Origin of the sequence: Marinobacter panjinensis, assembly GCF_005298175.1 — a bacterium.
In the GTDB taxonomy this organism is placed as follows: Bacteria; Pseudomonadota; Gammaproteobacteria; order Pseudomonadales; family Oleiphilaceae; genus Marinobacter; species Marinobacter panjinensis.
In genome coordinates, this window is the sequence record NZ_SZYH01000001.1 from 3,534,098 (window position 1) to 3,558,273 (window position 24,176).

24 protein-coding genes are annotated in these 24,176 nt (G+C 57.6%); 12 read left to right on the plus strand and 12 right to left on the minus strand.

The genetic code is table 11. The features are described 5' to 3' along the window. Positions 1 to 36 precede the first annotated feature (36 nt). Complete coding sequence (dksA, locus tag FDP08_RS16175; protein WP_137437145.1) at positions 37 to 477, minus strand: RNA polymerase-binding protein DksA; 441 nt, start codon at positions 475 to 477, stop codon at positions 37 to 39. Between the two features lie 119 nt (positions 478 to 596). On the opposite strand from dksA, the gene sfsA reads away from it, so the two are divergent. Further along, the gene (sfsA, locus tag FDP08_RS16180) at positions 597 to 1,325 is read left to right on the plus strand and encodes a DNA/RNA nuclease SfsA (RefSeq protein ID WP_137437146.1); all 729 of its coding nucleotides are present in this window, start codon (positions 597 to 599) and stop codon (positions 1,323 to 1,325) included. Here the strand turns inward: sfsA and FDP08_RS16185 are convergent. After that, positions 1,309 to 1,668 carry a Rieske (2Fe-2S) protein gene (locus FDP08_RS16185; protein ID WP_137437147.1) on the minus strand — a complete coding sequence of 120 codons (360 nt, stop codon included), beginning with the start codon at positions 1,666 to 1,668 and terminating at the stop codon, positions 1,309 to 1,311. The genes sfsA and FDP08_RS16185 overlap by 17 nt on opposite strands. Further along, entirely contained in the window at positions 1,665 to 3,293 is a 1,629-nt protein-coding gene (locus FDP08_RS16190) for a bifunctional aminoglycoside phosphotransferase/ATP-binding protein (protein ID WP_170979048.1), read from the minus strand. The genes FDP08_RS16185 and FDP08_RS16190 overlap by 4 nt, the downstream gene beginning before the upstream one ends. Positions 3,294 to 3,364: 71 nt before the next feature. Here FDP08_RS16190 and mrcB point away from each other — a divergent pair, with 71 nt between their 5' ends. Both mrcB and FDP08_RS16200 read left to right on the plus strand, forming a co-directional pair. After that, positions 3,365 to 5,701 carry a penicillin-binding protein 1B gene (gene mrcB / locus FDP08_RS16195; RefSeq protein WP_137437149.1) on the plus strand — a complete coding sequence of 779 codons (2,337 nt, stop codon included), beginning with the start codon at positions 3,365 to 3,367 and terminating at the stop codon, positions 5,699 to 5,701. Next, positions 5,698 to 6,270 carry a tetratricopeptide repeat protein gene (locus tag FDP08_RS16200; RefSeq protein ID WP_137437150.1) on the plus strand — a complete coding sequence of 191 codons (573 nt, stop codon included), beginning with the start codon at positions 5,698 to 5,700 and terminating at the stop codon, positions 6,268 to 6,270. The genes mrcB and FDP08_RS16200 overlap by 4 nt, the downstream gene beginning before the upstream one ends. 55 nt (positions 6,271 to 6,325) lie before the next feature. Here the strand turns inward: FDP08_RS16200 and FDP08_RS16205 are convergent, their stop codons facing one another. Next, positions 6,326 to 7,237, minus strand: coding sequence for a DUF4382 domain-containing protein (locus FDP08_RS16205; RefSeq protein WP_137437151.1), 912 nt, complete (start codon positions 7,235 to 7,237; stop codon positions 6,326 to 6,328). 218 nt (positions 7,238 to 7,455) lie between these two features. Here FDP08_RS16205 and FDP08_RS16210 point away from each other — a divergent pair, with 218 nt between their 5' ends. The 4 genes from FDP08_RS16210 (at position 7,456) to FDP08_RS16225 (ending at position 10,614) form a co-directional block, all read left to right on the plus strand. Continuing rightward, complete coding sequence (locus FDP08_RS16210) at positions 7,456 to 8,043, plus strand: RNA polymerase sigma factor (protein WP_137437152.1); 588 nt, start codon at positions 7,456 to 7,458, stop codon at positions 8,041 to 8,043. Positions 8,044 to 8,053: 10 nt separating this feature from the next. Next, positions 8,054 to 8,758 (plus strand): anti-sigma factor family protein, encoded by a 705-nt coding sequence (locus FDP08_RS16215; protein WP_170979049.1) that lies wholly within the window; start codon positions 8,054 to 8,056, stop codon positions 8,756 to 8,758. After that, positions 8,755 to 9,153 (plus strand): hypothetical protein, encoded by a 399-nt coding sequence (locus FDP08_RS16220; protein ID WP_228263329.1) that lies wholly within the window; start codon positions 8,755 to 8,757, stop codon positions 9,151 to 9,153. Before FDP08_RS16215 ends, FDP08_RS16220 begins: the two co-directional genes overlap by 4 nt. Positions 9,154 to 9,303: 150 nt before the next feature. Then, positions 9,304 to 10,614: a tetratricopeptide repeat protein gene (locus FDP08_RS16225; protein ID WP_137437154.1), complete on the plus strand. Its 1,311-nt coding sequence runs from the start codon at positions 9,304 to 9,306 to the stop codon at positions 10,612 to 10,614. A 36-nt stretch (positions 10,615 to 10,650) separates the two neighbouring features. On the opposite strand, the gene FDP08_RS16230 is transcribed toward FDP08_RS16225, so the two are convergent. The 6 genes from FDP08_RS16230 to FDP08_RS16255 all read right to left on the minus strand — a co-directional run bounded on the left by FDP08_RS16230 (position 10,651) and on the right by FDP08_RS16255 (position 16,912). After that, positions 10,651 to 11,571, minus strand: coding sequence for a lipase family alpha/beta hydrolase (locus FDP08_RS16230; RefSeq protein ID WP_137437155.1), 921 nt, complete (start codon positions 11,569 to 11,571; stop codon positions 10,651 to 10,653). A gap of 345 nt (positions 11,572 to 11,916) precedes the next feature. Next, positions 11,917 to 13,197, minus strand: coding sequence for a glutamate-1-semialdehyde 2,1-aminomutase (hemL, locus tag FDP08_RS16235; protein ID WP_137437156.1), 1,281 nt, complete (start codon positions 13,195 to 13,197; stop codon positions 11,917 to 11,919). A gap of 3 nt (positions 13,198 to 13,200) precedes the next feature. Continuing rightward, positions 13,201 to 13,914, minus strand: a complete 714-nt coding sequence (gene thiE, locus FDP08_RS16240) for a thiamine phosphate synthase (protein WP_137437157.1) — start codon at positions 13,912 to 13,914, stop codon at positions 13,201 to 13,203. Continuing rightward, entirely contained in the window at positions 13,902 to 14,663 is a 762-nt protein-coding gene (thiD, locus tag FDP08_RS16245) for a bifunctional hydroxymethylpyrimidine kinase/phosphomethylpyrimidine kinase (protein WP_228263372.1), read from the minus strand. Before thiD ends, thiE begins: the two co-directional genes overlap by 13 nt. Before the next feature lie 38 nt (positions 14,664 to 14,701). After that, the gene (hemJ, locus tag FDP08_RS16250) at positions 14,702 to 15,124 is read right to left on the minus strand and encodes a protoporphyrinogen oxidase HemJ (RefSeq protein ID WP_137437159.1); all 423 of its coding nucleotides are present in this window, start codon (positions 15,122 to 15,124) and stop codon (positions 14,702 to 14,704) included. A gap of 3 nt (positions 15,125 to 15,127) precedes the next feature. Continuing rightward, positions 15,128 to 16,912 (minus strand): chloride channel protein, encoded by a 1,785-nt coding sequence (locus FDP08_RS16255; RefSeq protein WP_137437160.1) that lies wholly within the window; start codon positions 16,910 to 16,912, stop codon positions 15,128 to 15,130. 134 nt (positions 16,913 to 17,046) lie between these two features. Between FDP08_RS16255 and argC the strand changes: the two genes are divergently transcribed. The 4 genes from argC (at position 17,047) to erpA (ending at position 19,728) form a co-directional block, all read left to right on the plus strand. Beyond that, a complete protein-coding gene (argC, locus tag FDP08_RS16260; protein ID WP_137437161.1) occupies positions 17,047 to 18,084 on the plus strand; it encodes an N-acetyl-gamma-glutamyl-phosphate reductase in 1,038 nt (345 codons plus the stop codon). Positions 18,085 to 18,093: 9 nt separating this feature from the next. Next, positions 18,094 to 18,834: a DUF6776 family protein gene (locus tag FDP08_RS16265; protein ID WP_137437162.1), complete on the plus strand. Its 741-nt coding sequence runs from the start codon at positions 18,094 to 18,096 to the stop codon at positions 18,832 to 18,834. A gap of 1 nt (position 18,835) precedes the next feature. Beyond that, positions 18,836 to 19,309 carry a bactofilin family protein gene (locus FDP08_RS16270; protein ID WP_137437163.1) on the plus strand — a complete coding sequence of 158 codons (474 nt, stop codon included), beginning with the start codon at positions 18,836 to 18,838 and terminating at the stop codon, positions 19,307 to 19,309. Positions 19,310 to 19,398: 89 nt separating this feature from the next. Continuing rightward, a complete protein-coding gene (gene erpA, locus FDP08_RS16275) occupies positions 19,399 to 19,728 on the plus strand; it encodes an iron-sulfur cluster insertion protein ErpA (RefSeq protein ID WP_206077326.1) in 330 nt (109 codons plus the stop codon). Between the two features lie 24 nt (positions 19,729 to 19,752). On the opposite strand, the gene FDP08_RS16280 is transcribed toward erpA, so the two are convergent. Both FDP08_RS16280 and FDP08_RS16285 read right to left on the minus strand, forming a co-directional pair. Next, entirely contained in the window at positions 19,753 to 20,850 is a 1,098-nt protein-coding gene (locus tag FDP08_RS16280; RefSeq protein WP_137437165.1) for an anhydro-N-acetylmuramic acid kinase, read from the minus strand. Between the two features lie 3 nt (positions 20,851 to 20,853). Next, complete coding sequence (locus tag FDP08_RS16285) at positions 20,854 to 22,254, minus strand: OapA family protein (RefSeq protein WP_137437166.1); 1,401 nt, start codon at positions 22,252 to 22,254, stop codon at positions 20,854 to 20,856. A gap of 306 nt (positions 22,255 to 22,560) precedes the next feature. On the opposite strand from FDP08_RS16285, the gene tyrS reads away from it, so the two are divergent. Continuing rightward, positions 22,561 to 23,763 (plus strand): tyrosine--tRNA ligase, encoded by a 1,203-nt coding sequence (gene tyrS, locus FDP08_RS16290; RefSeq protein WP_137437167.1) that lies wholly within the window; start codon positions 22,561 to 22,563, stop codon positions 23,761 to 23,763. Positions 23,764 to 24,176: the final 413 nt, after the last annotated feature.

Genomic DNA, 24,176 nt, shown 5'->3' on the forward strand with positions numbered 1-24,176 from the left:
CCCGGTTCGGGGGCCAGCGTACTCAGGACACGGGCATTAAATGCCAGTCTGGCGCTCGCGGATTTCGGCCAGGGTCTTGCAGTCGATGCACAGTGTCGCCGTGGGACGTGCCTCAAGGCGACGGATACCGATTTCAACCCCACACTGGTCGCAGAAGCCGTAGTCGTCCTTGTCGATGCGATCGATGGTCTGGTCAATCTTCTTGATCAGTTTGCGTTCGCGATCACGGGTGCGCAGCTCCAGGCTGAATTCCTCTTCCTGGGTTGCGCGGTCGCTGGGATCCGCGTAATTTGCGGCGTCTTCCTGCATATGGTGCATTGTGCGATCCACTTCTTCCATCAGCTCCTGCTTCCATTGCAGAAGCAGTTGCTTGAAGTGCTCGAGCATGTCAGCACTCATGTACTCTTCACCCTTTTTAGTTTCATAGGGGGTGAAGTTGGTAATACGTTCGCGTGGTTGTGCTGCAGTATTTGCCATTGAATACGGCCTCTTATAATCCTGAAAAGCACTCGCCCTGAAACGGGAATTTGCGGAAAATAGCAGATTAGTCTCAGGGGCGCCAGCCTTGTAACAACAACTTTAGCATGGAGTCATCAATGAAGTTACCCGCTCCGCTGGTCGAAGGCAGGCTAATTCGCCGCTATAAACGTTTCCTTGCCGACGTATTGTTGCCGGATGGCAATGAAGTAATCGCTCACTGCCCCAACACCGGCTCCATGCTGGGTTGTCAGCCGGCGGATGCGCGGGTCTGGCTGAGCACCAGTGACAACCCGAAGCGCAAGCTGAAGTACACCTGGGAGCTGGTTGAAACCGCACCGGATCAGGTGGCCTGTATCAATACCGCACGGCCCAATAACCAGGCCCGGGAAGCGATCGAGCAGGGCACGGTGCCGGAATTGTCGGGCTACGGGCATTGCAAGGCAGAAGTACGTTACGGTGCCGAGAAAAGCCGGATTGATCTACACCTGTCCGGCCACCCAAGCCTTGCCGACGCCTGGGTAGAGGTGAAGAACGTGACCCTGTGCGAGGAAGGCCGGGGTTATTTTCCGGATGCGGTAACGACGCGGGGTCAGAAACATTTACGGGAACTGATGACTCAGGCCCGCGCCGGAGAAAGGGCGGTGCTGTTTTTTGTGGTCAACCATACCGGTATAAGCAGCGTACGGCCTGCGGATCATATCGACCGGGCCTACGGTGAGCTGTTGCGTGAAGCAGATGTCGCCGGCGTTGAACTGTTGGCTTACAGGGCGGCGTTGTCGGGTCCGGAGGGGCCGGACGGGGACGTATCGCTGGTCGAATCAGTGCCGGTCATACTGGAAGCCTGACCAGAACTGCGCCGTTGTCTTCCGTTACCTCCAGTGAGGTCAGGGTATCGCCCTGGCAGGGACCGGCAATGCACTGGCCATTCTCGGGAATGAACAGTGCTGCGTGATTGGCGCACTGGATAAAGCAATTGTCCGGGTCCATGAACCGGCCGGGCATCCAGTTCAGCTCGATCCCCAGGTGAGGGCAGCGGTTCAGGTAGGCGTAGAGCCGGCCTTCCCGTTCGAAGACAAAGCCGGTTTGTTCATCCCGCCCGCCGGTGCCATCACTCAGGGAAAATTCTACGAACTGACCTCCGGCAAGGTCACCGCGTTGACAGACTGTCTGCCGGTGGTTCGTGTTCATGCGCCGGGCAGGCCGAAATGCTGGCGGATTCGGTCTGCAACGGCTTCGGCCACGTGTTCCTGGTCAGTGTGCAGGTGGATGGTGTGAGTCTTTTCTTCGGTGGTCAGTGGCTCAAACCAGGTTTCCTGCACCTCAAGAAGTTCCTCGGTGGCCTCGGACGCGTCGCCGGCGCGGTTGCGGATCCATTCCCGGCGGCTTTCCAGTGGCGCCTCACAGTGAATCAGCGCGAATGGCATGCCCCGGCTTTCGGCGACGTCAGCCAGCATTTCCCGTTCGGCCTGTTTCAGACAGGCCGCGTCCACGATGACCGGCATGCCACTTGTCAGCAGTTTGCCAGCAAGATCCGCCAGGCGCTGGTAGGTACGATGGTTGGCCTCTTCGGTATACAGGTTTTCCCCCGTGGGCGACTTGCTCTGATCCAGCGGCCCCAGCCCGAAAAGCCGCTTACGCTCGACATCGGAGCGCAACCGGATCAAACCCAGTTCGGCAGCCATGGAGCTGCTGACCAGGGATTTGCCGCTGGCGGACAGCCCCGTGGTGGCCAACAGGTAAGGGTTGGGAATGGTGCTGTAATCTTCCGCCAGTTGGGCGTAATCGCGGTACTTCTGCATCAGGCCTTCTTTGTCAGCCTCGGTCAGCGACGGATTGCCCATGGTAAACAGTGCAATCTTGGCCCGCACCATGGCGCGATAGGCCTTGTAAAGTGGTAACAGGGGCAAGGCATCGAAATCGCCCCTATATTCCAGGTAGGTGTTCAATACCAGGTTGGCCAGCTCCGGCTCGCGGCGGGATTCCAGGTCCATCAACAGGAAGGCCAGATCGTTGATGACGTCGATCCAGCGAAAAGGCTCGCTGAACTCGATGCAGTCGAATACCGTGACTTCACCCTCATACACGGTGATATTCGCCAGGTGCAGGTCGCCGTGGCATTCGCGGACAAAACCACCATCGTAGCGCTTGGCAATCAGGGCAGACTGGCGTTCGAAGGTAGTACGGGTCCATTGCTCCAGATTGTCCAGTTGCCGTAGCAGCGCTTCGTCGTCAATCATCGGACGGATCTGGTCAAAGTTTTCCTGCATGCCGGCATAGACCGCGTCCGGCGTACCCAGTGGCTTGCCTGGGCTGACCGGTGGCTGCTTGCCGTGGAAGTCCGCCACCTGACGTGCCAGGCCGGTGAGCAGGTCAGCGGAGAGTTTGCTGTTTTCCTGCCGCACGTCGAACAGGTCGTTCTGGTCGAACTGGCGCATGCGAATGGCGTACTCGAACGCCTCGCCCTGGCCGCCCAGCTCAGGTGCTTCTGCCGAGCCGGTAATGGGCAGAACGTCGAGGTAAAGGTTCTCGGCAAGGCGGCGGTTCAACCGAAGCTCTTCTTCGCAGAAGCGTTTGCGACGCTCCAGGGTCGAGAAATCCAGAAATCCGAAATCCATGGGTTTCTTGATCTTGTAGGCGAAGTCGCCCGTCAGGATTACCCAGGAGATATGCGTCTCGAGAACCTGAAATTCTTTCACCGGGTGGTCATACAGCGCCGGATCCTGCAGTGCCAGAATCAGGTTGTCGGATGTTGCATCGCTCACGGCTCTCTCCTTGGGTTCCTTGAACTCGTTGATTTTTAATGCGCCTATCATAACGGGCAGATTACAGAAATAACATACGGAGGGCCTGCCTCACCGATGCCCCGATTCGTTATAATCCCGCCATGAAAAAATCTGCCTCTCCCAGAAAATCCCCGAAAAAGAACAGTCGCAAAGGCAAAAGCACCCGCAAGCCCTGGTTCTGGCGGCTGTTTCTCCGTGTTTTTTTTATCGGCGTGGTATTACTCGCTGGCTGGATGGTCTATCTCGATGCCGTAGTGACCTCCCGTTTTGAGGGCCGCCGCTTTGAGGTGCCGTCCCGGGTCTATGCCAGGCCGCTTGAACTCTACGATGGTGCCAGTGTCAGCTCCGGAGCTCTTCAGCGGGAACTTGAGCTGTCGGGCTACCGCGCCGGTGATGGCAGCAACGCGGGCACTTATCGCCGCAGTGGCGGGCACTTTGTGATCAGTACCCGTGGCTTTCTGTTCACGGACGGACTGGAGCCGCGCCGGCGACTGTCACTGACGATCTACGGTGACAGGGTACAGGACTTCAGGGTGCTGTCGGGTGACAGTTCACCCATTGTCCGCCTGGAGCCCGCCCAGATCGGGGGCATCTATCCGGCCCACAAAGAGGACCGGGTACTGGTTCAGCTTGAAGACGTCCCGGTACTTTTCACCGATACCTTATTGGCGGTGGAAGACCGTAACTTCCGGGATCACTACGGCATTGCTCCGCTGTCCATTGCCCGGGCGATGTTGGCCAACATCCGGGCAGGCCGGATTGTGCAGGGGGGCAGTACACTGACCCAGCAACTGGTGAAAAACTTCTTCCTGACCCGTGACCAGACACTGCTGCGCAAGGGCAACGAAGCATTGATGTCGGTTCTGCTGGAGCTGCATTACGAGAAAGACGACATTCTGGAAACCTACCTCAACGAGGTTTATCTGGGGCAGGCAGGCACCCGTGCCATTCACGGTTTTGGTCTGGCAAGCCAGTTTTACTTCGGTGAATCCATCCGGGAAATCGAGCCCCACCAGGTCGCACTGCTGGTGGGCATGGTCAAAGGACCGAGTTACTACAATCCCCGGCGCCGTCCCGAGCAGGCCCTTTCCCGTCGTAATCTCGTACTCGATGTGATGGCCGAAACCGGGCTGATCAGTGAGGAGGATGCCGCAAAAGCCCGTGCGCAGCCGCTAGGAGTGACTGATCGGGCCTCCTATTCGGAAAACCGTTACCCGGCCTACATCGACCTGGTGCGTCGCCACCTTGCCAGGGACTACAAGCAGGAAGACCTGCAAAGTGAAGGCTTGCGCATTTTCACCACCCTGGACCCGGCCATCCAGTACGCCGCCGAGTTTTCCGTCAGGGATATGCTTTCCCGCATGGACGGAGGTTCCGACACCAATTCCGACACCAAGCTGGAGGCCGCGTTGGTGGTCACCTCCCGTGACAGCGGCGAGGTACTGGCACTCGTGGGCGGTCGCGACCCGCAGTACGCCGGCTTCAACCGTGCGCTGGATGCCCACCGCCCGATAGGTTCGCTGATCAAGCCGTTCACCTACTTGACAGCACTTCAGCAACCGGAGCGCTACACTCTGATTACCCCCGTGGAAGACAAGGGCTTTTCCCTGGTGTTCGACGACGGCCGACGCTGGGAGCCAAAGAACTATGACGGTGAAGAGCGAGGGCTGGTGCCCCTGCACGAAGCCTTGTCACGCTCGTACAACTTCCCGGCCGTCCGGGTGGGGCTCGACGTGGGAATCGATGCGGTGAAGTCCACGCTCCAGGGCTTCGGAGTGACCAGCGGTATATCCGAGTACCCTTCCATGTTGCTGGGCTCCGTGGCCATGACACCGGTCACCGTGGCCCAGATCTATCAGGGTTTGGCGACGTCCGGATTCAACACGCCACTGAGAACCATCCGGCAGGTAACCGATGCGGACGGTGAAGCTCTTTCACGCTATCGCCTGAAGGTGGATCAGGTGGCTGACCCGGCAGCCGTTCACCTCGTGCAGTACGTGATGCAGGAAACCATGCAAGAGGGCACGGGGCGCTCCGCGTACCGCACTGTGCCCAGGGAACTCTCGCTTGCAGGCAAGACCGGAACCACCGATGATGGCCGCGATTCCTGGTTTGCCGGTTTCAGCGGGGATCTGCTGGCGGTTAGCTGGGTCGGCCGTGACGACAACGGGCCCACATCTTTGACCGGTGCCACCGGGGCGTTGCCGGTTTGGTCCCGGTTCATGAGTCAGGTACCCCAGCACGGATTCTCGCCGGTAGTGCCGGATGGTGTGGAGTACCACTGGGTGAATCCGGCGGAAGGCGCCCTGACTGACGAACACTGTGAAAATGCACGCCTTGTGCCGTTCATAACCGGCAGCGAACCCGAGGTAGAGGTTTCCTGCGGCGGTAATATAGAACGGCGTATACGGGGCTGGTTTGAAGGACTTTTCCAATGAAAGCGAACACATTGAGATACGCGGGTGTAATGGCGCTGGCGCTTACGGTAGCGGGATGTGCCTCGGGCCCGGGTGGTGGCTCCATTTATGTCCCTGCGGGAGGTTCCTCCTCCCGTGATGAGGCTCCGGAACCGCCGCAGACCAGCGACAGGGACGAGCCGAGGATCGAGCGCAAGAGTGAGCAGCCCGAGGAACCGGTGCGCGAGCCGGAGTACAGCTCGCCGAGCTATCAGGATGAAGGCGATGCGCTCTCGCCTGCCGCCAGAAGCCTGATCAAGCGTGCCGACAGTCTTATGGCCGCGGGTGATGCCCAGGCGGCGGTGGCGCAACTGGAACGGGCGCAGCGCATTGCCCCGCGTTCGGCGGAGGTTTACTTCAAGCTGTCAGAGGCCTATGTAGCCCTTGACCAGCTGGGCTCGGCGGAACAATTTACCCTGAAAGGTCTGTCGCTGGCGGGCAGTGATTCGTCACTTCAGCGCGCAGGATGGTTGCTGCTGGCGGACATTCGTCGTGCCAGGGGGAATGTGGCTGGGGCGGATCAGGCTGAGGCGCGGGCTGCCAACCTGTAAATAAAAAAATCCCCGCCGGAGACCCGGCGGGGATCCTTACTGCCCGGCTAATTTATCAAGAACCCGGCTGTGACTGGAGTTCAAAATCAGCGGTTGATGTCTCGCCAGCAACAACGGTGACGTTTTGAGCGCCGTTGAAGTTGATGTCGTCATCTGACGGTTCTGCCTGATCGTTCTCGATCAGGTCATCCTCACAAGTGTAGCTCACGGTGTACTCGCCAGCTGGAACGAAGGCGGCTGTGTACGTGTAGGTTCCGTTGTCATTGACAGAGGCAACCACAAGCGGTTCATTTTCGCTGCCGATGTCGTCTGTCACGGCATCCGCGCCTTCATGAACGTATACGTTGCCTGCATACCCCTGAGTGAAAGTATCGCCACATTCCTGAGTGATTAGCTCACCAGCTACGGTTCCCTTGATAGTGCCGACCTCCGAGTTGTCGACAAGCCTGAGTACTGGCTTGAGTCGATAATCTTCCTGCCCGACAGGATTGACCAGTGACTTGCGGACATCGAAGTCGATGGTAAGGCTGACCACACCTCCGGCAGGAACGGTAAATCCTGACGTCTGCACGCCCCTGGCCGATGGAGTGGTAAGGATGTGAGAGCTTCCGTCATCAAGAAGAATGGTGTTGTCATCACCGAGCTCCAGTCGCATCCAGTTATAAGCGCCTGCGGGCACTTCTTCATCGGAAATCAGGGTTTCAAACGCGCCGCCCTGAAGATCCAGAAGGTTGATCGGTTCCGGGAACTTCATTTCAAATCTGCTGCGCTCGCCATCGGAGGGTTGAAGCACCAGCGCCATCACCTCGATGTTTACTTCCTGGGCACTGTCAACCGGTGCGTCGGTCAGTCCGACACTTACGCTGCCTGTTTCCCCGGCGCCGCTACTACTGCTGCCGCCACCGCCACAGGCGGCCAAGGCACCGGTAAAACCAACGACTGTCAGGTATTTGAGAGACTGATTCATTGCAAACCTCCGTTGTGAAAATACTGGCCGGGTTAATGAATGATTACCGGCCGTAAGCGCTCAACGTTCGCGTTTCACCAAAAGTTCCATTACTTCTGTTAATCTTTGCTCATATTTCCGGTCATCCGGACTTGCAGTGCGATGGGCCAATACTTCTCCGTTGGTTGTGTTATAAACTGCCACTCTATTTTCGGCTATTAATCAGATGAGTTCCGGTTTTGGCATTACTTCCGTTTAAACCCTCCCGGCCCAAACGATTTGAAAAACTGGTCCAGCCCCACCTGGAGGCCATGTACCGTTTTGCCTTCCGTTTGGCGGGACAGCAGCATGATGCCGAAGACCTGGTTCAGGACGTAATCGTCAAACTCTATCCACGCCTGGAAGAGCTCGAAGGCATCGAGCAATTGCGGCCCTGGCTTAACCGGGTGCTGTACCGCCACTTCATCGATCAGGTGCGGCGCAAGGGGCGGCGCGCGGACAGGCCGGTAAGCGATGTGGCGGAGCCGGAGCAGCAGGCCACGTTTCTCGACTCCTACGCAGCGGATATACCGGAGCTGGCGGAACAGATCAGTGCAGGTCGCCTGAAGCCCATCATGGACTCTGTGATCCAGGAACTGTCGCCGGATATGCGCACATTGATGCTGCTGCACGACGTGGATGGCTGGAGCCAGGAGGATATTGCACGGGTGTTGGAGATACCGGTTGGTACGGTGAAGTCGCGGGTTCATCGTTGCCGAGCATCGCTCAGGGAAAAATTACTTGAGCGACCGGAACTTTTTCCGCAGGTCAGGCGTGTGGAACAATGAGGTGATGGATATGTTGTGTAACGAGTGCAAAAACAATCTGCGTTCCTGGGTCAGGAACGAGCTTTCTGCGGCGCAAGCCAGCCGCATTGAGCAGCATATTGCCAATTGTAAGGATTGTTCCATTGCCGCGCACAACGAACAGGCAATATTTGACTCGCTGCAGGACAGTCAGGCCGTGCCAGCTCCTTCGTTCGGTTTTGAGGAGCGCGTTCTGGGGGCGGCCACTGGAAAAGGCGGAGAAGCCGGGAAAGGTTCTCATGGCCATGGCTGGAGCACGCCCGTGGCCAGTGGCGCTGTCGCGGCGGCCCTGGTCATCGGTATTGCATTGGGGTTTGGCTGGAAGGCTGAGCCGGAGCCTGGCGCCGAACAGGCGATCTCCGGGGCAGAACAGGCTGGCGGTGACAAGACCCTGACCGCTGAGCCAGTTGCCCGCAATGTACGGCTTGCATTCAGCTCCAGGGAGGCGCTGGAAGGGGTTACCCTGACAGTGGAACTGCCCCCTCACGTTGAAGTTGCCAGTTACCCCGGCCATCAAAAGCTGAGTTGGAAAGTGGATCTGGACAAAGGCGAAAATGTGGTGAATCTGCCACTCAACATACTGTTTTCAGGTGAGGGCGAACTGGTTGCCCACCTTGACGATGGCCGCAGAACAAAGACATTCCGCACCAGCCTGAACAGCGCTTCAGGGAATGGCGATCAGGAGCCTTCATCATGACACCCGGTTTTTGGCACAGGCTGGCTGTTCGCGGTTGCCTTGGGTTATTGCTGGCAACCCCCGTAGTCGTGGTCGCCGATGACGACCTGGATGTGACCATGCGAATGGTCAGAGACAATGACGATCTGACGGAGTCTGTTGTCCGTGAGATTGAACTGCGCGAGCCGGTTGCCCTTGAGCGCCGTAATGGCGACGCGGGCAAACCCGCTGATACAACCGGTGCGGCACGAGGCGTCGAAAAAGCACGTGAAGCTCGGGACCGGGGTCGTGAAGCGGCACGGACCGCGACAGAGGGGGCAAAGGAAGTCCGCGAACGTAATGAACAGCGCGAGCGCCCCGATCGGCCAGAACCACCAGGTGCGTCCAGGCGCCCTGAAAAGCCCGAGTTACCCTGACCCGGGCTTCTGTTCCCATCGTAATCGTAATGTTCCTCCCCTGCGACGAAGCACTTCGTCCCTTGCTATACTCCCGGTTTTTGCTGTCCTCGCACCTGACTTCTCGGGTGCAGGGTATCGGCTATCACATCGCTATCTCCGGAGTAAGGCTTGCGGCCCATAACATTAGCCACACTGTTTATTGCCCTGATGATTCTGGCACCTTTCTCAATGGCAGAAGAAGGTACCGGCAGCCCGGACTTTGAAGCCGGCGTGGCGGCATTCGGCGCGGGTGAGCTGACCGCTGCCAGGGCGCATTTCGAGCGGGCCAGGAACGCGGGCCTGAACACCCCGTCACTGCTTTACAATCTTGGTGTGGTCTATTTCCGTCTCGGGCAGTATGAGTCGGCCGAAGCCGTTTTCCTCGAGTTACTGGACACGCCCCATGCGCCTCTGGCCCGCTATAACCTCGGGCTTGTTATGCAGGAGAGTGGGCGTCCAGAGGCTGCCCGTCGATGGTTTGAGCAAGCTTCTGGCCCCGAGTCGCCGGAAAAGGTCCGGGTGCTGGCCCTTCGTCAGCTTGATGAGCCTGAAGCTGACCGATTCGGTGAAATCAGTGGCAGCGGGTATCTCTGGGCTGCTGGTGGCTATGACGACAATATCGCCGGAACACCGGATGACGCCTCAAGTAATCAAGCGGGCGTTTTTGCGGATCTCCTGGCGGCAGGCGACGCTCGCATAGGTGATGACGGCTTTGGCCTGCATGGTGTCGCCTACTCACGTCAATATCCCGGTAACACAGAATTCGACAACACTTACCTGAGCACCGGCGCCTCCTTGCTCAAAGGTGTCGGTGCAGGTGAGCTCAAGTCCACCCTCAGTGTCGCGGGCTCGTGGTTCGGAGGCGAGGTTCTTGAGCGGGAAGTTCGGTTGGCAGCTGTTTATTGGCCGGATCAATGTTTTTTCATGTCCATCCTGTCCGGGGTTGACTGCAGCGCAAGCGGGTCGCTTTCCACTATCCGGGGTGGGAGTGGTTTCAGCGCCTACGATGGGGAAATGTTGCGGGTAGACGTCAGTGCCTGGAAAAGTGCAGGAAGCTGGCTGTTCAGGGGCCGGTATCTGCTTGAGGTCAACGATCGCAAGGATCTGACAACCGGGCAGGAATTCTTCAGTGTATCGCCGTTACGCAATCTGGTGTCGGCGGAGGCCCGTTATTATGTATCAGGCCGTCTGTCTCTGGGTGCCAGAGGCGATATCCGCCATTCCCGCTACAGGGATGATCATCGGTTGGTTTCCGGTAACGCTGTGGTCTCTGAGCGTCGAACAGACAACCGCCTTCGGGGTGTTCTGCTGGCAGAGTACCGGCTGACTGGCCCTTGGCTGGTGCTGGCGGAGTGGAGCATGCTCAATAACCGCAGCACCATTGAGCGATACGATTACAGCCGTCGCGAAGTGATGGTCGGTGTGGAAATGGGGTTCTGATGCAGGGCCGGGCGTCCATTCCCGGCCAGATCTTACTCAGAGGCCGGCGTTTCTGAGCCGGTTGGCCTGCTGCAGGTACACTGTTTTCGGGTCTGTCTCGAACAGGCTATGAAGGCCCAGCGCCTGGTTCACCTCGTCGAGATGGTTCATGAAATAGTTGTCGCGGATGACCTTGCCAAAATGGTTGCTGCAACGCCCGACCAGGCCGTCATTGGCACTGAAGCCGAACGCCAGGCTGGTGGTGCCCAGCAGCGCATCTGAAGGATCAAGCACGTTGGTCAGAACGCCGGTACCGCCCCAGGAATAGAAGCGCACGCCGTTGGCCGCATAGGATCCTTCACCACAAGAGGTGCCGGGAACACCCGCCGGTGCAAAGTTATTGAATGCGGCACTGCCGTGAGTGGTCAGTGAGTAAAGGCTGGAGCTCAGGTCCTGGTTGTAACCACCGCCAGAAAGCAGGTCAATCAGGCTGCCAAGCGCGTTGCCCAGCGATGCCGCCAGACTCTCGGCCGGGGAACCGTAGATCAGGTCTGCAACCGGCGAGCCCTTATGGGGTGAACCGACCGACGTTACCGAGGCCACCAGGTCAGGCCGCACTCTGGAGATATACCGTGCGGTTGGTCCGCCGTGGCTGTGACCGATGAGGTTTACCTTGCCATGAACGGCCGCAATTGACGCAATCTGGGGAAGTAACGCCTCACCTCTGGCGATGGTGCTGTCCAGGGCGGGGACCTGTGTGGTGTAAACATCGGCGCCATACCTGCGCAGGTCTTCGGCGATGCCATACCAGTAATCCACACCTGCGATGGCGTCGAAGCCGAACATGCCATGAACGAGCACGACGGGATAGCGGGTGTCGGTGTAGTCGGAGGGGGTGGAGTTCCACCACCAGGCCATAGTGGGCGCTGACCATACCAGCACAAGCAGCATGGTGAATGCCTTGATCCATTGTTTCATTGTTGCACCTACAGTTTGCTGTTGTATTTGTTGTCAAACTGCGGCTCGACCTAACAGGTTTTGCCGATACCTGCCTTGCAGGTGATCCGGGGCAATTATGTGGGGCTTCCCTTCGCTGACTTCTTTTTTTTGATTGTTAGATGGTCGCAGTCAGTGCATCTCTTTGCATGAGATCTGCACATAATTTGATCATGAGGAGGGTTAAGTCAACGGCAGGAATGGCTGTGGCGGGTTTGTTACCGGTGAAGTGTGACCTGCTTCACGCATGTGGCCCGGAAAGACATGTCCTTCGGGCCGACAAACCTCCGCGGTTGGCGGCGGAGGTTTGTCGTATTTCTATGAGAGTCAGAGTGTGGCCATGACCCGGCGTGCCGCTTCGATGGTCTGGTGGATGTCGTCGTCAGTCAGCGCTGCACTGGTGAAGCCCGCCTCAAAGGCAGACGGCGCCAGGTAGACGCCTTCCTTCAGCATGCCCTGAAAGAATTTCTTGAATCGCTCCACGTCACAGGCCATTACCTGGTCGAAGCGGGTGATTTGTGGCGCATCGGTAAAGAAGAATCCGAACATGGCGCCGGCGCTTTGCACTGCCAGGGGGATGCCGGTGCTGTCCGCGGCTTCTTTAAGCCCGTCACGCACGGCATTGGTTTTCTCTGTCAGCCGATCGTGAAAGCCAGGTTCGGAAATGGCATTCAGTGTGGCCAGCCCAGCGCACATGGCCAGCGGGTTACCACTGAGTGTTCCGGCCTGGTAAACCGGTCCCAGGGGCGAGATGTGTTCCATGATTGCCCGCCTGCCCCCGAACGCACCTACCGGCAGTCCGCCACCGATCACCTTGCCCAGTGCGGTCAGGTCTGGGGTTACGCCATAAAAGCCCTGGGCGCCACCGAGGGACACCCGGAACCCGGTCATGACTTCGTCAAAAATGAGCACGGTGCCATGCTCGTCACATACTTCCCGCAAGCCTTCGAGGAAACCCGGTACCGGGGGGATACAGTTCATGTTGCCAGCAACCGGTTCGACGATGATGGCAGCAATTTCATCGCCCATTTTGGCGAAGGTTTCCCGAACGCTGTCGATATCGTTGAAGGTCAGGGTCAGCGTGTGCTCCGCAAGGCTGGCGGGAATGCCCGGGGAATTGGGTACACCCAGAGTGAGTGCGCCAGAGCCGGCTTTCACCAGCAGCGAATCCACGTGGCCGTGGTAGCAGCCTTCGAACTTCACGATCTTGTCGCGGCCGGTATAACCTCGCGCCAGGCGAACCGCGCTCATGGTGGCCTCAGTGCCGGAGTTGACCATTCGCACCAGATCGATGGAGGGCACCAGCTCACAGACTTTCTTGGCCATTTCGGTTTCCAGGGCGGTAGGGGCACCATAGCCGATCCCCTGGTCCACCTGGGCGTGCAGGGCATCCTTGATGGTCTGGTTGCCGTGGCCAAGGATCATCGGCCCCCAGGACCCGATGTAATCGATGTAGCGGCGGTCGTCTTCGTCGTAAAGATAGGCCCCTTCAGCGTGCTTGAAAAACAGCGGTGTACCGCCGACTCCCTTGAAGGCTCTGACCGGAGAGTTGACCCCTCCGGGAATGTATTTCTGAGCCTCGGCGAATAGGGTTTCGGACTGGGTCATGGTTCAGGACTCCTGATGTACGGAAAATGAAAATAGTGGGTGATGGTCTGCAAAAAGCCGGGTAAACCGGCGTGCACGCTCTTCAATGGATGCCGGGTCACCGTCGAAGAGGTCGCCAACGACCGCCAGCAGGTCGGTGCCGGCACGGATCAGGGCTTCTCCGTTGTCGGTGGTAATGCCGCCAATCGCCGTAACCGGCTTGCCAAATTGTCGGGCCCGGGCCAGTACCGAGGTGTCGGCGGCGGGTGCATCAGGCTTTGTGTTCGACTTGAAAAATCGCCCGAAAGCCAGGTAATCGGCGCCGTCACGGTCGGCGCTGGTCGCCAGGGCCAGATCGGCATGGCACGTTGCCCCTATGATCGCATGTTCGCCGAGCAGTTGCCTGGCGGCAATGAGGGAACCGTCGGATTGCCCCAGGTGAACGCCGGCAGCGCCGCAGCGTTTGGCCAGCTCTGGGTCATCGTTGATGATCAGTGGTACCCGGGCATTATTGCAAATCGCTGCCAGATCCCTGGCCTGCCGGAGGCGTTCGGGTTGCGGGGCATGCTTCTCCCGATACTGGACCAGTACGGCGCCACCACGAAGGGCGGCTTCCACGGCCGCCAGAAGCTTGACTGCCGGCAGTAGCTGGCTGTCGGTGATGGCATAAAGGCCTGGTCGCAGCCCCTTGGCCGTGGCGCTGGCACTGAAAGTGCCCGGTGAGCCTAGCTCTCCCATGGAATGCCCCGGTCCGGTACCGGTTGGCCGTTGCCGACTTTCAGTGCGTGCCGGATAGCGCGCAGCACATAATTCTGTGCCTGGGCGATGGAGGCCCGGGCCGAGAGCCCGGACGCCCTGCCGGCAGCAATGGAAGCCGCCAGAGTACATCCGGTGCCGTGGTATTCACCGCCAATGCGCTCGATGCAGAAGTACAACGGCTCCTGATCGTGAGAATAAAGCGTGTTGATGATTTCCTCGCCTTTACCGTGGCCTCCGGTTGCAAGCACGGACTGACAACCGGCTTCCAGAAGGTTGTGGGCCGCACGTGCCGCGTCTTTATCGCCGCCTAGCAGCGCCAGCTCAATACCGTTGGGGGTGATGATTTCCGCGTGCGGGAACAGACGTTCCTTCATGCGGGCAATCAGGGCTTCATCCGCCAGGTCACCGCCACCGGCCGCCTTGATCACTGGATCGGTAATCAGCGGAATACCGGGATGCTCGGCCAGAAAATCCACCAAAACATCCACTACATCGGCACTGCCCAGGGCACCGGTTTTTATCGCGTGAATGGGGGCGTCGGCTGCCAGGCATTCCAGTTGCTGGCGAATAATCTCCGGGTCCGTGGCGGTGGCATTGTAGACATTCCGGGTGTCCTGGACTGTCAGGCAGGAGAGCACCGGCATGGGGTGGCAGCCCAGTGAGGTAATGGCCTGGATGTCGGCCTGGATACCGGCGCCCCCCGATGGATCAAGGCCGGAAACAATCAGAACATGAGGGCGGCTATGCAGTTTGATGGTGAGGCTCCTCAGAATGGTTTAACGGAAGCAAGAATGACAACGGCAACCAGAATCAGCACAGGTACCTCGTTGAACCAGCGATAGAAAACGTGGCTGCGGGTGTTCCTGTCGTCACGGAATACTTTTACCAGGTGGCCGCAGTAGAAGTGGTAACCAATCAGCAGAACCACCAGCAACAGCTTGGCATGCAGCCAGCCCTGGCTCATGTACCCCTGTACATTGTAACTGATGAGCCAGAGTCCCAAAACGACGGTTGCTATCATCGATGGCGTAGTGATGCCCCGGTAGAGTTTGCGCTCCATGATCTTGAAGCGTTCCCGTCCGGTTTGATCCTCACAGGCAGCGTGATAGACAAACAGTCGGGGCAGGTAAAAAATGCCGGCGAACCAGCACACCATGGCAATAATATGCAGGGCTTTGACCCAAAGCATTGGTTAACTCCGTCGGTATTGATAGTAGCTTTCGATATCGGTTTTCAGTACCACGCCGTAGACGCGCTGAATCATTGGAGCAACGTGGCGTTGGACGTAAAGGGCCTCTACGTTGGTGTGCTCAAACTCGTTCAGTGCTTCTTCCAGCGTGGCCTGGTATTGCACCGGGGCAATATCCCGACGATTCGCCGGAATATCCATGAGGTCAACCTGCTCCGGAACGGCCTCTTCGTCTTCGTGCTCACGGCTGGCTGGAGATTTGGTGTCTTCCAGGTAGCGGGCGAGATCCACGGCGGGTAAAAGGGCGGTGGGCCCATTACTGCCTTCCACAACCAGCCACTTGGGCTCGGATTTCAGAATCTTGCCAGCCTCCTCCCGGGACAGGAAGCGCTCGGTGCGAAGAATGCTCCGGTCCATGATGGCACCGACGGAAACCCGCCTCAGCGCCTGGATCACCGGGGAGTTCTGGTAGCTCAGACCCTGGCTTTTCAGAATGGTCAGGAAAAGCGATTTCTTGCCAAAAGCCTCGCTCGTCACCAGGCTCGCGGTGGTAATCACCAGCATGCCGGGCAGGATGATGTTCGGGTTCCTGGTTACCTCCATCAGCGCCATCAGTGCTGCAAGTGGAGCCTGCAACACGGCCCCCATCATTGCACCCATACCAAGCATCGCATAGAAACCTACGGATGAGGCGGTATCCGGAAAAATCTGTGCGCCAATCAGGCCCATGGCGCCGCCCAGTGTTGCCCCCATGAACAGGGTGGGGCCAATCACCCCGCTGGGCATGCCGAGGCCGATCGTGATTGACGTAATGATCAGCTTTGCAATACCGACACCGAGCAGAAGCCAGAACGGCAGTTGATTATCAAGAGTGGACTGGACCGTATCGTAGCCAATACCCATGACTTCCGGCACCACCACGGCAAATGGCACCATGAGAAGCCCTGCCATAGTTAGCCGCAGCAATACCGGGCGATGATGGTGGCGCCCGGTCGTGTCTACCAGTTGTATGAGCGCCGCCGCAGCAACTCCGATAATAATGGCTATTGCGATAATCCATGGGATCTCCAGCAGGGAGTTCATGGTCAGCGGCGGTACGCTGAAGGCAACCTCGGAACCGTACATGGCCTGGCTCACTACCGCAGCTGTTACGGATGCCAGGATGATAGGCGTGAAGCCGGCGATGGTATATTCCATCATCACCACTTCCATGGCGAAGATGACACCGGATATCGGTGTGTTGAACGAGGCGGATATGGCAGCGGCACAGCCGCAGGCAACCAGCGTACGAATGCTGTTGTTGGGCAATCTCATCCACTGGCCCATGAGGCTCGAAAAGGCTGCGCCAAGATGGACTGCCGGCCCTTCCCGGCCGGCGGACTGCCCGGTGACCACTGTGCTGACCCCCGTTATAAACTGAACCAGGGCGCTGCGCACGGATATATAACCCTGATGGTAGTTCAGACGTTCCATCACGTGCACGATGCCGACCTTGCGGTCATGAGTCGCAAGATTGTGCATCAGCAGCCCTAACCCGACGGCGCCCCCAAGAGGAAGAATTGCCCGGGTGAGAATGCCCAGCTCTTCAAAGGATTCAGAGTCTCCGCCAGGCAGGAAGTGTTCCAGCGGCCACTCGATCGCCAGCCGGAAAACCAGGATCACGCCACCGGTAAACAACCCGGACAGCAGCCCGAGAACTGCCAGTTGGGGCAATGCATCCACACCGGATAGCCGGCGGCGGAAAACAGGGATCAGGTTCTCGGTAATCTTATGCCAAAATCTACGCATGAACGCCGGGTTTCCGGTGGTGAGTGATTTCCTGACGATATTGTAACCAGCGCTGATGGGGCTGCAATAAGTCATTGGTTTATCATGTTAGACTATTGGGCTTTCGGGAACCTGATTTGTAGCTGGAGTAACTGGTGATAAAAGTAGGCATTGTAGGTGGAACCGGTTATACCGGTGTTGAGCTTCTGAGAATTCTGGCGGTTCATCCTGAAGTGACGGTGAGTTGTATTACATCGCGCTCGGAGGCGGGCATGCCGGTTGCCGACATGTATCCGAACCTGCGTGGCCATTACGACCTCGCTTTTTCAGAGCCTGATGTGCAAACCCTGGCAGCCTGTGACCTGGTCTTTTTCGCAACTCCCCATGGCGTGGCTATGCGCATGATGCCGGAACTGATGGCTGCGGGTGCCCGAGTTGTGGACCTGTCTGCGGACTTCCGCCTGAAGGATCTTGATGTCTGGGCCAACTGGTACGGCATGCCCCACGAGAGCCCCGAGTGGGCAGAAAAGGCCGTCTATGGCCTGCCAGAAGTGGTCAGGGGCGAGATTCGCACTGCGCAACTGGTGGCCAATCCGGGTTGTTACCCGACAGCGGTTCAACTGGGCTTTCTGCCCTTGCTGGAGAACGGGCTGGTCGATCCGTCGCGACTGATCGCCGATGCCAAGTCTGGTGCCAGTGGCGCCGGGCGGCAGGGCAAAATCGGCATGCTGCACGGCGAGGTCGGTGAGAGCTTCAAGGCTTATGGCGCCTCTGGCCACAGGCATCTTCCCGAAATCCGCCAGGGGCTGTCGCAGGCCGCTGGCAGCGAAGTGGGTGTCACCTTCGTGCCGCACCTGATCCCGATGGTTCGCGGTATCGAAGCCACGCTGTATGCGGAGCTGCGTAACTCTGCTGATTTTGATCGCTTGCAGTCACTGTACGAAGAGCGGTTCCGGGACGAGCCGTTTGTGGATGTTATGCCCTTTGGCAGCCACCCGGAAACCCGCAGTGTTCGTGGTGCCAACCAGTGCCGTATGGCGCTCCATCGGCAGGAACAGAGCAACATCGTTATCATTTCATCGGTTATTGATAACCTGGTGAAGGGTGCGGCGGGCCAGGCCATCCAGAACATGAACATCATGTTCGGCCTGCCGGAAACCATGGGGCTGGAAGCGCCCGCGTTGCTGCCATAGGTTCTCCCGGTGAGTGAATCCAGAAAGCCCGCTGAAGAATACGTTGTCATCCGCCATCGCCCAGGCTACCGGCTTCGCCGTACCCTGATACTGTTGGTATTCTCCATTACCGCCGCAGTGCTCGGGTACGCAACGGGCATGGCCCAGGGCGGATTCCGGTTTTCCACCGCGGAGGAATCCCGCGATCGCCTTGAGGAGCAGGTTGAACAGCTGCGGGAGCAGAACCGGGAAACCAGTCAGCAACTGGTCAATCTCGAGCGGGGGCGAACCATTGATGCCCAGGCCCTGAATCAGGCCCGCAGAACCATCGTAGCTCTGGAAACGCAGATCGCATCACTGAAAGCGGATCTGACTTTCTATAAAAACATAATGGCACCTTCGGAAACCAGCAAGGGGTTGCAGGTTGACCGACTGGCTATGCAAAGTGCCAGGCAGGAGGGTGCCTATAATTTCAAGCTGGTGCTGACCCAGGTTGGCGATAACAAGAGTTATATTGCGGGTGTGGTTGCCGTAAACGTTATCGGCATACGGAATGAAGAAAAAGAAGTTATCGCCCTTCGGGATCTTTCCGACGATATTGACGATCTTGGAGTCAGATTCCGCTTCCGGTACTTCCAGGATATTGAAGGCCTGTTGCGGGTGCCGGACGGGTTTGAGCCCCTGGAGTTGCAGGTGGTAGCCCGCGCCGAAGGCAGTAAATCGTCCCAGGCGGAACGTACATTTGATTGGGATGAACTAACGGAGAACTGACATGCTTGGCAAGAAGAAACAGAAACCCCGCCGCCCCAGTGGGCATTTTGATACCCTCGTCTCGTCCCGGACAACGGTGGAGGGGGATGTGCATTTCTCCGGTGGGCTTCACGTTGACGGCACGATTCGCGGCCGGGTGGTCGCGGAAGAAGGCGGCGACGCGGTGCTCAGAGTGTCTGAAGTCGGCTCTGTGGAAGGGGACATTGTTGCACCCCACGTGATCGTCAACGGCACAGTGCATGGGGACGTCTATGCATCTACGCACCTAGAGCTGGCGGAAAAAGCCTCGATTCACGGCAATGTCTACTACAACCTGATTGAAATGGCCATGGGTGCCTCGGTGAATGGCAGCCTGGTTCACCAGAACGAACCAGTCGGGCTGCTTGGCCGCGACAAGCACCAGGCCAGTGCCCGGGTGGCCGACGAAGACAAAGCTGAAAACCATGGCGATACAGCGGTACCTGGTAAGGAATAGTTGATTGTTTTAGTCAGGAATACGATAATCAGGTCAGATTTTATCCAGGCAAACCGGAGGCGGACTTGAGTGTAGTTCAGCAACAGGCAATGACACCGATATTTTTCAGTGACAGTGCGGTGTCCAAAGTTCGTGATCTTGTTGAGGAAGAGGGCAACTCTGACCTCAAGCTTCGCGTGTTTGTGACCGGTGGTGGTTGCTCTGGTTTCCAGTACGGGTTCTCGTTTGACGATGCTCAGGACGAAGAAGACACCGTTATTGAGAAGGATGGTGTGATGTTACTGGTGGATCCCATGAGCTATCAGTACCTGGTCGGGGCAACCGTGGATTACCAGGAAGGACTGCAGGGTTCACAGTTTGTGGTGCAGAATCCCAACGCGAGCTCCACGTGTGGATGCGGCAGCTCCTTTTCCATCTGACGCGACGCTGTCTCGCGCACCAGCTCAGGTGTAATAGACAGCGCCCAGAATTCTTTCTCCGCTTGCGCCTGTCACTTCCGGCAGGTTTCCCGATTTTCCTGACAGTGTCTGGCTGGCCAGCCAGGCAAACGCTGCTGGCTCAACCCACTGTGGGTCCAGGCCCAACTCCGCGGTAGAAGCGATTCGTAACGGGCTGCAGGTTCGCTTCAGTTCCCGCATAAGCACCTTGTTTCTGGCGCCCCCGCCGCATACAAAAATGGTCATCCCCGGTGAGGGAGGTATCTGCTGTGCCACGGTGACGGCCGTCAGTTCCAGCAGAGTCCTCTGAACATCGGCCCCGGGAAGGTCCGGGTGCCGGTTCAACAGAACCTTTAGCCATTCCAGGTTGAACTTTTCAGTACCGGTGCTTTTTGGTGGCTGTCGCGAGAAATAGGCGTCGGAAAGCATATCTCCCAGCAGGCTCTGGTCCACGATGCCTTCATCTGCCCAGGCGCCATCCTTGTCATAGGTGCGCCCAGTCTGATCCAGGCACCATGCATCCATCAGTGCATTCGATGGTCCGGTGTCAAACCCGGTGACAGGCGCTTTGTTGGCGGCGGGCAGGTGGGTGATATTGGCAATGCCGCCAAGGTTTAGAATACAGCGGTCCTCTCCGGCATCGCCGAAGAACGCTTTGTGGAACGCCGGGACCAGTGGCGCGCCTTGTCCTCCGGCTGCCAGGTCGCGCCGTCGGAAGTCGGCAACGGTTGTTATGCCGGTGCGTTCTGCAATGAGATTGGGGTCGCCAACCTGAATGGAAAAGGGTGCTGAACCGTCTGGCTGGTGCCGAATCGTCTGCCCGTGGCTGCCAATCGCTGCAATTGACGTCGATGGGAAGCCGGACTTTTCAATGACACTGCTTGCGGCAAGAGCAAACAGGGAGCCGGTTGCGTGGTCCAGCTCTCCAAGGTCATCCGGGGTGCCACGGTTCTGGCTGAGGCTGGCAAGTCGCTGGCGGATACCGTCAGGATAATCGGTAGTGTGAGTGGCGTGGATCCGAATGTTTCGGTCCTGGAAAGACACCAGTATGGCGTCAATGCCATCCATACTGGTGCCGGACATCAATCCAATCCAGGCTTTCATGTCTTATTCGTCTGCGGCCAGGGCCAGTTGCTGGTAATCCTGGCGGAATAGCTCAAACTTGGCCACCTGCTGGTCGGCGTGCTTCTTGAAGCGGGCCATTTCAGACTGTGGTACCGGCTTGGCATCCGGCAGTTTCACGGTGCGGGAATTTCTCGGGGATCCATTCACCCGGAACTCATAATGAAGATGAGGGCCGGTTACCATGCCCGACGAGCCCACGTGGCCGATAGTGTCGCCCTGTTTGACGCGCGATCCATTCTTTATGCCTTTGCCGAGGCGGCTCATGTGGGCATAGAGGGTAGTGATGTTGTCACCGTGCTTGAGAATAACGGTGCGCCCGTAACCACCTTTCCAGCCTGCAAACTGAACCCGGCCGTGACCGGCTGCCTTGATCGGTGTTCCCGGAGGTGCCGCGTAGTCTGTGCCTTCGTGAGGGCGAACCACATCCAGCACCGGATGGCGGCGCTGCAGGTTAAAGGAGGAAGAAACCCGCGCACTGATCGGCGTTCTCAGGAACGCCTTGCGCATACTGCTGCCATCGGGGCTGTAATAGTCGGTATCGCCGTTGCTGTCGGTGTACTGCAGTGCGATGACGTCTTTGCCCTGGTTAACGAACCGGGCGGAGATAATGTTGCCGGTGTCGAACTTTTCTCCATCCAGGTACAGCTCTTCGTAAACCACCTCAAACCGGTCGCCCTTGCGCACGTCATAAACGAAGTCGATGTTCCAGCCGAAGATGCCTGCCATTTCCATCGCCAGCCCGTCTGACATACCGGCTTCCCGGGCCGCTACATAAAGCGAACCGTCAATAATGCCGGAGGCAAAGGCAGGTTTTACGTCGGGTTCACGTATCACCGTTTCGCCTTTGAAGCCATCTTCGGTTTTTTCGACACGAAGGGTTTCCAGAAGGTTGCGCTGAAGGTCAACCGCTGTCAGTTCGCCGGCGTCATCGGTTGCGAACGCGATGGTTTCACCCGCATAAAGCCGCTGTAATTTGTCCGCTTCACCGTCGCCATGAATAACCGACAGCATGATGCCGTCGTTGAAGCCGGCCTTGCCAAAGAGGGAGGACAGGGTGTCGCCGGACTTGATCTTGTACTCTTGCCATTGCAGCTCAGGCTCACTGGCCTCCGCGATGGCAGCTGCTGTATCAAGTGCCTCAGGCAGCTCGGGTTCTTTTTTGGCTGTGGCTACTTCAGGATCAGGAGCCGGTTTTTCGTTGCTCTTCGCCTGCTTGGCGGGCGGACTGCCTGACTCGCTGACGGTGCCTTCATCGAGATCGAGTGCGTAGGCCATTCTGTTGGCTTCAACGTTGGCACTTGGGCTCATGAGAATCGCGGCGGCGATGACCACGCTGGTCGCGGCGGCGATGGTAATATGTGTTTTTGGAAACATTTTCAGCACGTGTCGCATCCGTTTTGATCGGCATTCCGGTAGGTTGTACTACCTAATTAAAGCTGTTGTTAAAGTATAGACCAACAGATTACCGTATAAAATGCGCTCAGGACAGCTTCAAACATTACCGTTGGTGGTACGTGGGCCGGATTTCCTGGGTAAGGGTTGCTATAATCCCCCGCCTTAAATACGCGGCCCTGTTTAAAAACTGAGCAGGAATACTGTAGCAGGGAGGCCGGTAACGCACAGATTTCTTTTGTAGTGGTCTGTAACCGTCCTTCTGCCCAAACCATCAGAATTGAGGATGTGTGGTTTATGGCATCTATTGATGAGGCCTTGGCCGTAGTCAAGCGCGGCATGGACGAGTTGATTTCCGAAGAGGCGCTGGTTGAAAAACTTCAAGAGGGGCGTCCCCTCAGGATCAAGGCAGGGTTCGATCCGACGGCGCCTGATCTGCATCTGGGGCACACCGTACTGATCAACAAGCTTCGTCAGTTTCAGGATCTGGGGCACGAGGTTATTTTTCTTATTGGTGACTTTACCGGGATGATTGGTGATCCAACCGGTAAGAGCGCCACCCGTCCTCCACTCACCGAGGCGCAGGTGGCCGAAAATGCCGTCAGCTATAAAGAGCAGGTGTTCAAGATCCTGGATCCCGGCAAGACCAGGGTCGTTTTCAATTCCGACTGGATGAGCAAGCTCTCCGCTGCAGATATGATCCGCCTGGCCGGTCAGTACACAGTCGCACGGATGCTGGAGCGAGACGACTTCACCAAGCGCTATCGCGCCGAACAGCCCATCGCCATACACGAGTTCCTTTATCCTCTTGTGCAGGGCTATGACTCAGTGGCACTCGAGGCCGATGTCGAACTGGGAGGAACTGACCAGAAATTCAACCTTCTGATGGGGCGCATTCTGCAGAGACATTATGGCCAGTCGCCTCAGGTCGTTCTCACCATGCCGATACTCGAAGGGCTCGACGGCGTCCAGAAAATGTCGAAGTCCCTTGGCAACTATGTAGGTGTCAACGATTCGCCCGGGGAGATGTACACCAAATTGCTGTCCATGCCGGATGATCTGCTTTGGCGTTATTTTGAATTGTTGAGCTTCCGGTCGCTGACAGAAGTGGAGGAGTTTCATGCTGCCGTAGATGGTGGTGCTAACCCGCAGGATTATAAGAAGCTGCTGGCGGAAGAGATCATTACCCGTTTCCACGACGCCGAAGCGGCTGCCACGGCTCACAAGTCGGCTGGTAACCGGGTGGGCCTGGGAGAGATCCCTGAGAATGTGCCCGTGGTGGAGGTTTCCCTGGCCGGGCGCGGTGAATTGCATATTGTGTCATTGCTCAAGGAGGCCAACCTGGCGAGCAATGGCAAGGCTGCGAAGGACGTGTTCGGGCGCGGCGCTGTTTACATTAATGGCGAGCAGGTAACAGATGAGCGGATGTTTTCCGCTGGTGATGACTGTGTCGTCCAGGCAGGTAAGAAGAAAATTGCCCGTGTTCTGGTCAAGGATTGATCGGAATCCGGGGTTTCTGAGAAAATATCCAAAAGCTCGTTGACACCTCGAGTGAGCTCTGTAGAATACGCATCTCGTTCGAGGGACACGCCACTGAGGCGGGTCAGAAATCGAACGACAACCGTTTGATTTAGTTGAAGAATTCGAGTTTTTAAATTCTTCAGAAAGCGGTTGACAAGGCAGCGATTCGATGTAGAATACGCCACCTTGATCGGGCAAGCCCCGAACGCTCTTTAAAAAGTTGACCAAGTAATTCGTGTGGGCGCTGGCCGAGGTATTTCGGATACGAAATATCAGGACAGTGACTCGTCGAAAATTGAGTTTTGTCTTGAGCAAGAATAGAGAATCTTCGGATTCTTGTATGATTTAAACTGAAGAGTTTGATCATGGCTCAGATTGAACGCTGGCGGCAG